Consider the following 12,652-nt stretch of genomic DNA (forward strand, 5'->3'; position numbering starts at 1 on the left):
CGAATGCTCTAACCTGCGCAATGACTTGACAAGCATCTACAAAAGCCTCTCAAAACTTGAGGTGCCTGTCTTCTACCCAGGGGCGGTTGCTGGGAGCCTCTGGCCCGGGTAGAGCAACGTGCTGATGGGCTGCTAAATGAGTTGCAGTAGTTTCTCCTGCATTGGGTAGAAGCGTATTTGCCGATTGACGTCTACTCTGAGTGGGTTGAGCAAGCGGCAAATGACTGTTCTTTAAGATTTACGGTTTAGTTAGTTGTAGCGGCTATAGGACAGATTAAGCACCGCATGATTGTTGTCCACCACCTGAATAATTCGCGATCGCAGCGCATTCTCTGGCTACTAGAAGAACTGGGTTTGGAGTACGACATCAAGTACTACGAACGCGACCCCCAGACGCTGCTAGCTCCCGCCTCCCTGCGGCAGGTTCATCCCCTTGGTAAGTCCCCCGTTATCACCGATGGCGAGCTGACCCTGGCAGAGTCGGGAGCCATCATTGAGTACTTGGTCGATCGGTATGGCAACGGTCGCTTGGCCCCACCCATGGATACCCCAGAGCGGCTGCGCTATATCTACTGGCTGCACTATGCCGAGGGCTCTGCAATGCCGCCTCTGTTGCTAAAGCTGGTTTTCGATCGCATTGAGCAGCAGCCGATGCCGTTTTTTATTAAACCGATCGCCAAGTTAATTACGGGCCGCACCAAGGCGTCGTTTATCATGCAGCAAATTACGCAGCACCTCAGCTACTTAGAGGCAGAGCTGGCCCAGAGCCCCTGGTTCGCAGGCAGCGATTTCACCGCCGCCGATATTCAAATGAGCTTCCCTATTGAGGCAGCGGTGGCCCGAGGTGGGTTAGACGCCAGCTATCCCAAGCTGCTCGATTTCTGCGATCGCATCCACGCCAACCCAGCCTATCAGCGGGCCCTAGAACGGGGCGGCCCATACGAGTTTGCCCGCTAGAGCGGCAGCGTAGACGCAAATGACCAGCCCCCTTGCTGATGGTTTCGCCTGGGTTGAAAGAGCGATTAATTCAGTGTTAACTATCATTTCACCGGCGGGGATCACAGGGAGGAGAAGGTTATATTGAATGTGGAGCTGATGAGGCTCCCCTGGCAGATAAAACAGCCAATTGTCCACACACAAAAAGGAGTGAAAGCGCTGTTACTTTTACATCTGTCTCGTCTAAACAGCAGCACCCAAGATACAGTTCAATCCTTCCTGAAGTAGGCAAAAGGGAGCTTGAGGGGTTTGCAATTTATGCTCTTTTGAGAATAAATTGAATTCCCAGTCTCCACATAGGCTCGACGTGATGTAGGAAGTTCTTTGATAGTAGATTGGGTGTTGTTGCATTTAAAGGTTTTGGATAAGGTTGCGTTTAAGGGCTGCGTTTGAGAATCCCTTCAAAGTTCCTGAGCAATAATCTGAGCAATAACGCGGCTTCTCGTCAATCAATCTGTCTTTTTTGGTCTTGCTCCTCGCCGTTTGCCTCTGTTGTTGGGGGCAGGGGTTTGCTAGAGTCGGTGGGGTAACGTTCCGCTATTGTCTCTATGGCCCCTTCCCCTGAGGCCGGGCTGGCCCCCGGTGACCTCTGGAGCAAAATTCAGCAGCAGACCCACCACGCCCTCGATCGCGGTGCTCTGCAGCCCATCGACACCCGCCACGAGTTTGTCGAGCAGGGGGGGATGCGCTTCTTAGTCAGAATTTTGGCCAACCTGACCCGCAAAGAAAAAGCCGACCTGGTGCAGCAAAAACAGCAGCAGGCTGGTCAGCCTGTCAATCCATTTTTGCCCTACGACCCAGACCTGTTTGTGGCCAACCTGTCGGCGACTCACCTGTGCCTGCTGAATAAGTACAACGTGGTTGACCACCATATTTTGATTGTCACTCGCGCCTTTGAAGACCAGGATACCTGGCTGACCCTGGCCGATTTTGAAGCCCTGGCGATCGCGATGGCCGACATGGACGGGCTGGCGTTTTACAATGGCGGTCGGCTGGCCGGGGCCAGCCAGCGCCACAAGCATCTGCAGCTGGTGCCGCCGCCGCTCTGCCCCGATCGCAGCCCCCTGCCTTTAGCTACCATCATTGCGGCGCTGGGCGATATCGCCGATGTCGATGGCCCGGTGCGATCGCCCAGGCTGCCCTTTCACCACGCCATTTTGCCCCTGATCGATCTGCCCCTGGCCGAGCCTGGGGCCAGCGGCAAAGTGCTGCTGGCCGCCTATCAGTCGCTGCTGACTCACCTCGGCGGCGATTGGCACCAGTCGCCCGCAGCCTTTCCCTATAACCTGCTGGTCACTCGCCGCTGGATGGTTGCGGTAGCCCGCCAGCAGGAGCAATACCAGTCGATTCCGGTGAATTCTCTGGGGTTTGCCGGGTCGCTGCTGGTGAAAAATCTGGAGCAGCTGGAGCTACTGAAGACCCTGGGGCCTATGACGGTGCTGGAGCAGGTGGCTCGCAGGGAAGAAGGGTAAGGATTTGGCTCATTTGGGGAAGAACTCGGTACACTTGGGGGTAGAACAGGTTTACTCAACTTTTAGTCCTGAGGGCTAGCCGTGCCGTCGATTATTGGAATTTTGGCGCTCATCATTATTGGTTACACCGTGGGTTCGGTGCGCATCATTAACCAGGGCACCGAAGCTCTGGTAGAGCGGCTGGGGCGGTACCACCGCAAGCTCAAGCCGGGGCTAAATTTTATTGTGCCGGTGCTCGACTACATCGTGCTGCGCGACAGCGTGCGCGAACAAATTCTCGATGTCGATAAGCAGGCGGCGATTACCAAAGACAACGTCTTTTTGGATGTCGATGCGGTAGTGTACTGGCGCATTCTGGAGCTGGAGCTGACCTACTACGCGATCGAAAACGTGGAGCAGGGCATCGAAGAACTGGTGGTCACCACCCTGCGATCGGAAATCGGCAAGATGGAGTTTGAAAAGACCTTCTCCTCGCGGGATGAGCTTAACCGGGCGCTGCTGTCTCAGCTCGACGAAGCCACCGAACCCTGGGGCGTAAAAGTGACCCGGGTGGAGGTACAGGAGATTACCCCGCCCGACGAGGTGCGGCGATCGATGCAGCTGCAGCAGGCAGCAGAGCTGAAAAGCCGGGCTACGGTACTCGAAGCCCAGGGGGAGCAGGAGGCCGCTATTAAACGGGCCGAGGCCACGGTTCGATCGATTCAAATGCTGTCTGGGGCCTTGGCTAATCGGGGCGATACTGGCGACATTCTCAACTATTTGCTGGCCCAGCGCTACGTGGAAGCCAACGAAAAGCTCGGCGGCAGCGACAACTCTAAAATCGTGTTCATGGACCCCAAGTTTTTGAGCGAGGGGCTAGTTGAGCTAATTCAAACCGACACCACTACCCCCAGGTCTGATAACTCCGGGTCTAACGACAACTCGGGCGACTTCCCCAGCCGTCAGCGGCGCTAGGGCGCTGTCTATTAAAATAAGAGACTGTGCCCTTACTGCATAAACGTCCCTGGCACTACGTTGGCTGAGCGGAGTCGAAGCCAACGCCCCTCCAATACGTCCCCTTCGACTCCGCTCAGGGGACAGTTACCTTACTGCTGCCATGGCTGTCACTCCCCTCTCTGCTACAAATTCCTCCGCTGGACTGTCTGCCTCGGATGAGACGCGATCGCCCGCCGGGCCGCTGCTGGGCCAATCGCTGGCGGAGCTGACCGAGTGGGTGCAGGCCCAGGGGCAGCCGAGCTATCGCGGCAAGCAGCTCTACCAGTGGATCTATCAGCAGGGGGCGCGATCGCTCCAGGATATCACCGTCTTCCCCAAAGCCTGGCGGCAGGCGATGGAGTCGGTCGACCTGGGGCGATCGGCTCTGCACCACCGGGTGGTCGCCAGCGACGGCACGGTGAAGTATCTGCTCAAGCTGGCCGATGGTCAAATTATTGAAACCGTGGGCATTCCCTCGGCCAAGCGGCTGACGGTGTGCGTGTCGTCGCAGGTGGGCTGCCCTATGGCCTGCGATTTTTGCGCTACGGGCAAAGGCGGGTTTGTGCGCAACCTGGCTACCCACGAAATTGTGGACCAGGTGCTGACGGTGCAGGAAGACTTTGGCCAGCGGGTCAGCCACATTGTGTTTATGGGCATGGGCGAACCGCTGCTGAATGTGCCCAATGTGGTGGCCGCCATTCGCTGCCTCAACCGCGATGTGGGCATTGGCCAAAGGGCTATGACCCTGTCTACAGTGGGGGTGCCGGGCCGCATTCGCGCCCTGGCCGCTGAGCAGCTTCAGGTGACTCTGGCCGTGAGTCTGCACGCCTCCAACCAGCCCCAGCGGCTGCAGCTGATTCCCAGCGCCGGGGCCTACCCCCTGGCGGTGCTGCTCGACGAGTGCCGCGAGTACGTGCAAATCACCGGGCGGCGGGTGACTTTTGAGTATATTTTGCTGGCCGGGCTCAACGACCAGCCTGCCAATGCCGCCGAGCTGGCCCAGCACCTGCGCGGGTTCCAGAGCCACGTCAACCTGATTCCTTACAACCCCATCAGCGAGGCCGATTATCAACGCCCCAGCGAGGCCAGCATTCGCAATTTTGTGGCCGAGCTAGAGTCGCGCCGCATTGCCGTGACGGTGCGCTACTCTCGCGGGCTAGACGAGAATGCAGCCTGTGGACAGCTGCGCGCCTCTCAACCCTAGCGATCTACCGATGGGGAGATCTCGCTGAGAAGGGTGGGTCTGCCGCCTTCTAACAACCTGAGATTTTGTTACGTTATGAGAAGTAAGGTTTTGCTGCCCATCGCTCAGGGTAGCTCAGCCGTCCTCATCTCTGTAGGTTCGAATGGCTCTAGCTCCTGTACCACCGCTGACCTCTCTAAGCACAAACCCGTTAGATATGTCTAACTGGCTGCTGGCTCTGTCGCAGGTGAAAATGTCGGTACACGGGCGCGATCGCCTGCCGCCCCATCAGCCCCTGGTGGTGGTTAGCAACCACCGCAGCATTATGGATGCGCCGCTGCTGATGAGCGCCGTGGGTCGCCCGGTGCGCTTTGCCTGTCACCACTACATGAGCCAGGTGCCGGGGTTACGCAACATTGTCAATGCTCTGGGCTGCCTGCCCCTCGATGCCCCCAACAAGGGCCAGACCGCCTTCTTTCGCCGCGCCATGCATGCCCTGAGCGATGGCGAGGCCGTGGGCATCTTTCCTGAGGGGGCGGCCCCCATGGTCAATAAGACCACCCCCGACAATTTGAACAGCTTTCACCGGGGGTTTGCCCATCTAGCCCTGCGGGCGCGGGTCGACGAGTTGGCGATTGTGCCCGTGGCGATCGCGGCCCACCGAGAGACGACCAATTCGGTTGTGCCCCTGCGCTGGCTGAGTATTTTCGACTCCTCAGAACCGCTATTTCAGCAGCCGGGATGGCATCCAGCGGTCTTCTACCAGGAGGTTGACCTGCTGATTGGCCGTCCGGTGCGGGTGGACGGGCGGCTGCGATCGCGCTATCGCGCCAAAGGCCCAAACGATGTGGCTAACGAGCTAACCCAGTGCTGCGAGAATGAAATTGCCGAGCTGTTAAAACAGGGGTGTTACTGATGTCTGGGGGCTGTCCTTTTGGGATCTGCCGCGTTGGGAGGCGCACGGCGCTAGGGCCGCTGTTGCCAGTCTCAGGGCTGCCCCGCTGTCTGCACTAATCACCTATGGCTGAACCTGTTCCGCTCAAGCTCTACGCTCCAACCGGCAAGCACCCCAACCGGCCTATGTTTGTCTACCTGCCAGGTATGGACGGCAGCGGCGAACTCTTTGCGCTGCAGAGCGCTGGCCTCAAATCTCATTTTGATATTCGCTGCCTGGTCATACCGGGCGATGATTTGTCGTCGTGGGAGCGTCTGGCCCATCAGGCCGTGCAGCTCATTCGCCAAGAGGCGGGTACAGCCCCGGTCTATCTCTGCGGCGAGTCGTTTGGGGCCTGTCTGGCGCTGCGGGTTGTGGCGCTGGCTCCAACTCTAGCCAGCCACCTGATTTTGATCAATTCGGCCTCGTCGTTTCATCGCTTTCCGTGGCTGCACTGGGTAGCTAACCTCACCCCCTGGGTAGCGCCGCCGCTGTACCAGAGCTCTAACCTGTTCAGCCTGCCGATGCTGGCCAACCTCAGCCGCATTGGTGAGGTCAACCGACAGGCGCTGATGCGAGCCATGACGGCGGTTACTCAAAGCAGTGCGGCCTGGCGGCTGGCGCTGCTGACGCAGTTTCGCCTGGAGCCGCTACAGCTACAGCGGATTACTGCGCCTACGCTGCTGGTGGCTTCCCTGGGCGATCGCCTGCTGCCCTCCCTCGAAGAAGCCCAGCGCCTAGCCGAGCTGCTGCCCAACTCCCGCATATATCCCCTGCCCCACAGCGGCCACGCCAGCCTGCTCGAAGACGGCGTTAATCTGGGAGCTATTTTGCGCGCGGTAGGGTTTTTGCCCAGCCCAACCCGCGATAGCGAAAAACTGCCCTCAAGCGATCAACCCGCCTCTCTCGCCTCCTGATTCCCTGGAAAGCTATCAATCTAAAGCTGCGACAAATATTGAAAACGTCCAAACACCCACCCGCCTACCCATCGACCCGCCTACCCATCCACCCGCCTCCTCACCTCCCTCACTCCCCCCGCACCAACTCCACTACCGTCACCTCCGGCGGGCACCCCAGTCGCCCCGGTGCATAGGTGCCCAAGCCTCGGTTGATGTACAGCTGATTTGTCCCCACCCGGTGCAGCCCCGACACCCATTCCCAGTGGTGCACCGTTTTTAGGCGTTTGCGCTTGCGGTGGGGGACAAAGGATAGCTTCGACAGCGGCGATAGCTGCAGCGCCTGGATGATGGCGGCGGCTGGCCCAATGCCGGGCAGCACAATTTGGCCGCCGTGGGTGTGGCCCGAGAGCTGCAAATCGACCCGCCAGCGAGCCAAGACTTCGGCGCTGTCGGGGTTGTGGGAGAGCACGAGGCGGGGCTGAGACGGGGGCAGAGCCTTGAGCACCTGATGGGCGGCACTAAACTCACGCGACCAAAAATCGGCCAGCCCCACCACCGGCAGATCGACGCCCAGGGGGTAGGCAATGTCGTTCCACAGGGTGCAAATACCCGCCTGCTGCAGCGATCGCAGAACCGTGCGGCGGCCCCCCAGGTGGCGGTTGTCGTGGTTGCCCAGTACCGCCACGGTGCCGTAGCGGCTTTTGAGCTGGCTGAGGTAGGTGGCCAGCTCAAAAATGGGGGCCGGGTCATGGGTGACGTAGTCGCCAGTGAGGGCAATCAGGTCGGGTTTTAGGTCGTTGACGCGATCGATCGCCTGCCGCAACAGCCCCAGCGAGAGGCGTTCACCGTCGAAGTGAAAGTCAGATAGCTGCACAATGCGGCACCCCTCTAGCCGCCCCGGCAGGTCACAAATCGAAACAGTTACCGTTTCCACAGTGAGAGGGCCAGTGAACAGGGGGCGCATAGGGAATGAAAACGCATCCTCCGCACGCTAGCCCGTTTAGCCGTTGGTTGCCACTGGTTGGCGTAATTCTTCAGCCGCAGTGATCAAAAAATTCTGTACGGTGAAAAACTAACCTTAGATCGCGCCCTAACGCAATTCGATTCATCTAGAACAGGCCTACGCAGACAGAGCGGTGTAGCCAGCCCAGGCTTTGAAGAAAAAGTATCCGGCCAATAGCGCCAGCAGCGCCCGAAACATAATGGTCACCGCCTGATCGGGCAGTCGAGGCAGGTAGCGGGTGCTGACCTGCACGCCGATCGCCCCCGCTGCGCCTAAAATGAGCCCCGTTGTCAGCAGCACATTGCCCGCCAGGGCGTGCCACAGGCAGGCCCACAGCCCGGTAATCACGATCGCTCCCAGGCTGGTCTGTACCGCGACCTTAATCGGCTCGTGCAGCAGCAAAATTTGCAGCGGCACCATCACCACGCCGCCGCCCACCCCAAACAGCCCGGCTAGAAACCCAGCCAGCCCGCCAATGCCGAGTCGCGCGATCGCGGGCGACACGGGCAGCGGTGTAGACTCTGCTGCGGGTAGGCCTGCGGATTCGCTGCGCTGGGCCTGGCGCACCACCTGCTTTTTGAGACCAATCAGGTAAATATTGAGCAGCAAAAACAGGCCAAAAATCCCCAGCAGCGCGTAGTTGGGCAGGGCGGTGGCCAGCTCTTTGCCCAGGTAGGCAGTGACCAGGGCGGGCAGGCCCAGCATGGCCACGTGGTTGAGCTTGAGAAAGCCCATGCGCCAGTTTTGCACGCTGCCGACCAGGGCAATCAGGGCGATCGCCAGGGTGCTCGTCCCCACCGCCTGCACCCCCGTCATGCCCAAAGCGACCATCACGGGCACCATCACCGTGCCGCCGCCAATACCCAAAAAACCCGCCAGCACCCCGGCCAGCAGCCCCACCAGCGCTAAGATCAATCCGCTCACTGCAAGCTCCTACATAAAGGTATATTTTGAGATTTTCTCTGCCAGGGAGTGCGGCAGGTAGCTTCTACCCCAATCGCTACGATTAGGCCTCATCGATTCGATCGCATTGGATAATGCAGCCTGTCGAAGAAGTAGCCGAGCAAGTCTAGCATTTACCCGCTCCAGGTTGAGTCGGGGCACCTCTCTAAACCTACTATGATGGGTTAACGGGGAGAAGCTGTTAAAGATGAGACTTGTGTTTGTCAGTCATGCAGGCCAAGATACCTGAGTCGCACGCCAAATTGCATGGGCAATCGAGGAACAAGGAGGAGTAGCTTTTCTCGACGAGGCAAACATCGATATTGGAGCAGAATTTGAGGAAGCGCTTCGGGATTTTTTAGATCGTGCCGATGAGCTGTTAGTACTCATCACACCTTGGGCTCTATAGAGGCCCTACGTTTGGACTGAAATTGGCGCGGCATGGATCCGTCGAATACCAATCGTTATTGTTCTTCATGGCCTTACCCGTAAAGACTTCCTATCTCAGCCCAATGCACCTGTTTTCTTGAAGAGCAGAGATGTGGTTGAGCTGAACGAAATAGATCAGTATTTTTCTCAGCTCAAAACTCGCATCATGGAGGCAGAAAAGTGAATAATCAAAAAAAATACGACGTTTTTCTTTCCTACGCGAGCAACGATCGGGAATGGGTTAAAGCGTTTTCAAATGCTCTGAAAGAGGAAGGTCTTACGACTTGGTTTGATGTAGCTGAGCTGCCACCAGGCTCACGTTGGCAAGACGAGGTTCAGGAAGCGCTTCGCACTAGCAAGACACTAATCGTTTTCCTTAGTAGCACTAGCGTTAAAAACCAATTCATTTTCTTTGAGCTAGGGGCTGCCCTCGCAGATCAAAAGCAAATTATTCCTGTATTAATAAATGATCTTGATATCCAAGAGATGCCGATCCAACTACGTCAATTTCAGCTATCGAACCGACATTCCGCAGGTTGACAGGGGTTAATTTAGGAGGTAGTACTGGCAGGCCGGAAAGCCCATAAGGCGAACGATTCTGCTGCGTTCTTCCGAGAGGTTGCTGACCTGCTGAGATGAGCCGATTGAGACCAGGTGAATAGCCTGAAACTTCTGCAAAATCCAGCGAAAGGTCGGATTGCGAGTGGGGCGCTGCTTTTGGTTGAGCACCGTGTCGTCGGCTTGAGCGAGTTGGGCTCTGAGTTTCCGTTGGCCGAGACTGTAGACCAGCAGTGTCAAAGCCATTACGAGGGCGAGGGCCTCGACGCGCTGCGGCTTTTTGACAAAGACACTGCTGGTGAAGAAGAGGGGGTCTTTGAGGAAGCGAAAGCCGCGCTCGACATGCTGCTGGGCTTTGTACTCGCGCAGTAGCCGCTCGGCTGGATAGGTGTCTTCATCCAGGACATTGGTGGCCAAAATGAAGCGACGATGGCGCTGTTGACACTGGGCCTCATACTCAGCAGTGCGCTCCAGAGTCGCCTGCCATTGATAGCCCAAAGCCGGTAAGCCCGAGGGTTGAGAGCGCTTGGGGCGACCGGGGGGTCGCTTAGCGGCAACCGAGACCAGCGCTACCTGAGTCAGGGTGTAGCCAGTGAGAGAGTCCTGAAAGCGCAGGAGTGCATCCACAGCATCGGGCTTACAGGCAAACACCTGGCTACAGAGCTGGCGCAACGACCGTTTCAACCCCTTTTCCTGCTTTTCCAGAGGTTTGAGCCAATCCTCTGACTGCTTCCGGTGCGGGCTTTCTACCAAAATCCAGCGCTGTTCTACCCCGCCGTAGCGCTGCCGTTGTTCCCAGAGCTGATAGCCGTCGAGGTCACAGGGCATCTCTGTTAACGGGTCGGGAGCGCTATCCACCAGAATTTGAGCCGCCTTGAGGGTTTGTGGCACTCGGCTCAGCCAGGGCAAACTCCCCACCGCTTGCAGGTTCGGTTCACTGTAGAACGCCGCATCGGCCACCATCAAAGCAGGCATCTGCCACTGCTCGGCAAAGGCTCGCATCAGCCCCGCAAAGCTCTGGCTATCGGTCTCATTGCCGCTGCCGACCTTGAACCACACCGGTATGCCGCCGTCGGCACTACAGATCAAGTTGAGCAAAAACTGCTTCAACTCGGGCCGATGGTCTCGCGAATAGCCCCGACAGATCTCAATCGCTTGAGGTGCTTCAGCCTCTGATGCGCCTTCAGCCCTAGCTACGATGGGATACTCCCCATCCAGGGCAAAGGAGGTCGAATCTAGATGGCACTGGCTGATGTTCACTCCAAAGCGGTGCACAGCCTGCATCGCTACCTTGAGAAAAAATAGCGTTGTCCCGTACTCAAACAGCTGATCTAACACCCGTCCTAAACGGTCGTCGTTCAGGTGCGCCGCTTTAATCCCCGCCCCCAGCAGGTGCTCCACCGGTTTGCCCTCGAAAAACTCGCTAAACAGGTACAGCGGTGCACTAACAAACCCTAACCCATTGAGAATCATCGCTTTCACCACTTGCCCGGGGCTGATGTAGTTCAACGGATGCGGGGCTAGAAGCTCGTCGGTTAGCTCGACCAGTCCGATCTCATCAACTAAGGCCGCCACCAACCCTAAGTGGTCCAGATTCTCTATCTCCAAGGCGCGATCCCATAGCTTGCTCTGAGCTTACCTCAGCTCCCCCAAATATCCTTTTTGTCAACCTGCGGAATGTCGGATCGAAAGCGGCTTCTCCTGATGAAGCTGGACGAGAGGCTGCGAAAGCTATTCTCTCATTACAAGAGAGTAGCGGCCAAAGGGTCTGACATTATGTCTGCTAATCGCTGTAGGCGTGGGATACTTACAGATTTTTTGATTGACTGATTAGTAAAGACTTTGCGAACACAAAAACTCTACCTGGCCAAGCTTTAGGCACTATAAAAATAGCTTTGCTCATGCTGTTTTTAATCTCATGAGTGCAGTCAAATTGATGGTCAGCTTTGAGCGTTTGCTACAGGGCGAATCGCCTCCTCTGGCCCTAGCAGGGAGATGTAGGGGGTTTGGAAGAATTCCTGTGCCACGGCTTCGGCATCCAGAACCGTGACGGCGGCCACCATGTCCTGGAACTGCTGGTCGTACTCGACCCCCAGGCCCAAAATTTCGTACCAGCCCAGCAGTTGGGCGATCTGGGCGTTGGTCTGCTTGCCCAGGGCGTACTGGCCCAGCAGCTTGTTTTTGGCCGACTGTAGCTCTTCATCAGAGAGCACTGTGGTTTGCAGACGCTCGACCTCGAACCGCAGCCCGTCCAGGGCGGTGGCGGCGTTTTCGGGGGCGGTGCCAATGTAGGCGACAAACTGCGATAGCCCGAGGCGGGTGGGGTAAAAAGCCGACACATCGTAGGCGAGGCCACGTTTTTCGCGCAGCTCTACAAACAGGCGGCTGGAGAGGCCGTTGCCCAGGTAGGTGTTGATCAGCTTGAGGGCAGGATAGGCGGGGTGCTTGACCGAGGCCGCCGGGTAGCCCACCATGACGATCGCCTGGTTGGTTTCCTGGGTGACTACTGAGCAGGCGGGGGCTGTGGTTACCGTGGGCAGAGTGAGGGCTGGGAGCGGGGTAGCGGGGGCTGACCAATCGCCCAGGGCTTGCTCGACCTGGGCCAGGGCGGCTTCGGGGGCAATGCGGCCCACGATGGTGACGACCACGCTGTCGGGGCGCATGTGCTGGCGGTGGAAGTCAATTAGGTCTTGTTGGGTAATGGCGCTGACTGTAGCCTCGGTGCCGATGCCGGGCAGGGCGTAGGGGTGCTCGCCGTACATGGCTTGGCGCAGCTGGTTGAAGGCTACGGTGAAGGGCTGCTCCTGCATGGAGCGAATTTGTTGCAGCGTGAGCTTGCGTTCCAGGTCAATTTCGTCGAGGGGGAAGCTGGGCTGGCGCAGCACGGTAGCGGCCAGGGCAAAGATTTCGGCAAAGTCGGCGGAGACGGTTTTGAGGCTAATGACGCTGTAGTCGGCGGCGGCATCGGTGCCCAGGCTGGCCCCCACCGACTCAACGGCTTCTGCGATCGCCATCGACGACAGGGTATCGGTACCTTTGGTCAGCAGGCCCATTAAAAAGCTCACCAACCCGGCCTGGTGGGGCGCTTCAAAGGTGCTGCCGGCTCGAATAAACAGTCGGGCTGAGACGATATCGGCCACCGGGTTTTCTAGAACCAGAACGGTTAAACCATTGGCTAGAACGGTGCGGTGCAGGCGGGGCGCTTGAAGAAGGGAGGCTGTCACAGGTCAAGAAATAAGCGGTGTAGAGAACAAAGCTGAC

At 57.9% G+C, this 12,652-nt stretch carries 11 protein-coding genes; 7 read left to right on the forward strand and 4 right to left on the reverse strand.

Features of this window, described 5'->3' with window-relative positions:
• Positions 1-285: 285 nt before the first annotated feature.
• The 6 genes from ACQ4N7_RS10555 to ACQ4N7_RS10580 all read left to right on the forward strand — a co-directional run bounded on the left by ACQ4N7_RS10555 (position 286) and on the right by ACQ4N7_RS10580 (position 6,477).
• Positions 286-957 carry a glutathione S-transferase gene (locus tag ACQ4N7_RS10555; RefSeq protein ID WP_430711566.1) on the forward strand — a complete coding sequence of 224 codons (672 nt, stop codon included), beginning with the start codon at positions 286-288 and terminating at the stop codon, positions 955-957.
• Positions 958-1,544: 587 nt separating this feature from the next.
• Positions 1,545-2,468: an ATP adenylyltransferase family protein gene (locus ACQ4N7_RS10560; RefSeq protein WP_430711567.1), complete on the forward strand. Its 924-nt coding sequence runs from the start codon at positions 1,545-1,547 to the stop codon at positions 2,466-2,468.
• 81 nt (positions 2,469-2,549) lie between these two features.
• Positions 2,550-3,422, forward strand: coding sequence for an SPFH domain-containing protein (locus tag ACQ4N7_RS10565; protein ID WP_430711568.1), 873 nt, complete (start codon positions 2,550-2,552; stop codon positions 3,420-3,422).
• A gap of 142 nt (positions 3,423-3,564) precedes the next feature.
• Positions 3,565-4,647, forward strand: coding sequence for a 23S rRNA (adenine(2503)-C(2))-methyltransferase RlmN (gene rlmN / locus ACQ4N7_RS10570; protein WP_430711569.1), 1,083 nt, complete (start codon positions 3,565-3,567; stop codon positions 4,645-4,647).
• A gap of 196 nt (positions 4,648-4,843) precedes the next feature.
• Entirely contained in the window at positions 4,844-5,542 is a 699-nt protein-coding gene (locus ACQ4N7_RS10575; protein WP_430711570.1) for a lysophospholipid acyltransferase family protein, read from the forward strand.
• A gap of 104 nt (positions 5,543-5,646) precedes the next feature.
• Entirely contained in the window at positions 5,647-6,477 is an 831-nt protein-coding gene (locus ACQ4N7_RS10580; RefSeq protein WP_430711571.1) for an alpha/beta fold hydrolase, read from the forward strand.
• A 109-nt stretch (positions 6,478-6,586) separates the two neighbouring features.
• On the opposite strand, the gene ACQ4N7_RS10585 is transcribed toward ACQ4N7_RS10580, so the two are convergent.
• Positions 6,587-7,393: a metallophosphoesterase gene (locus tag ACQ4N7_RS10585; protein WP_430711572.1), complete on the reverse strand. Its 807-nt coding sequence runs from the start codon at positions 7,391-7,393 to the stop codon at positions 6,587-6,589.
• Between the two features lie 186 nt (positions 7,394-7,579).
• Entirely contained in the window at positions 7,580-8,386 is an 807-nt protein-coding gene (locus tag ACQ4N7_RS10590) for a sulfite exporter TauE/SafE family protein (RefSeq protein ID WP_430711573.1), read from the reverse strand.
• A 627-nt stretch (positions 8,387-9,013) separates the two neighbouring features.
• Between ACQ4N7_RS10590 and ACQ4N7_RS10595 the strand changes: the two genes are divergently transcribed.
• The gene (locus ACQ4N7_RS10595; protein WP_430711574.1) at positions 9,014-9,373 is read left to right on the forward strand and encodes a toll/interleukin-1 receptor domain-containing protein; all 360 of its coding nucleotides are present in this window, start codon (positions 9,014-9,016) and stop codon (positions 9,371-9,373) included.
• A gap of 6 nt (positions 9,374-9,379) precedes the next feature.
• On the opposite strand, the gene ACQ4N7_RS10600 is transcribed toward ACQ4N7_RS10595, so the two are convergent.
• Positions 9,380-10,999 (reverse strand): IS1634 family transposase, encoded by a 1,620-nt coding sequence (locus ACQ4N7_RS10600; protein WP_430711575.1) that lies wholly within the window; start codon positions 10,997-10,999, stop codon positions 9,380-9,382.
• A 332-nt stretch (positions 11,000-11,331) separates the two neighbouring features.
• The gene (locus tag ACQ4N7_RS10605; protein WP_430711576.1) at positions 11,332-12,615 is read right to left on the reverse strand and encodes a M16 family metallopeptidase; all 1,284 of its coding nucleotides are present in this window, start codon (positions 12,613-12,615) and stop codon (positions 11,332-11,334) included.
• Between the last annotated feature and the right edge of the window lie 37 nt (positions 12,616-12,652).

It is taken from the genome of Nodosilinea sp. AN01ver1 (assembly GCF_050565655.1).
Lineage (GTDB): Bacteria > Cyanobacteriota > Cyanobacteriia > Phormidesmidales > Phormidesmidaceae > Nodosilinea.

Coding starts and splice junctions, on each gene's coding strand:
- ACQ4N7_RS10555 (WP_430711566.1), top strand. CDS start 286: ATGATTGTTGTCCACCACCTGAATAATTCGCGATCGCAGCGCATTCTC.
- ACQ4N7_RS10560 (WP_430711567.1), top strand. CDS start 1,545: ATGGCCCCTTCCCCTGAGGCCGGGCTGGCCCCCGGTGACCTCTGGAGC.
- rlmN (WP_430711569.1), top strand. CDS start 3,565: ATGGCTGTCACTCCCCTCTCTGCTACAAATTCCTCCGCTGGACTGTCT.
- ACQ4N7_RS10575 (WP_430711570.1), top strand. CDS start 4,844: ATGTCTAACTGGCTGCTGGCTCTGTCGCAGGTGAAAATGTCGGTACAC.
- ACQ4N7_RS10580 (WP_430711571.1), top strand. CDS start 5,647: ATGGCTGAACCTGTTCCGCTCAAGCTCTACGCTCCAACCGGCAAGCAC.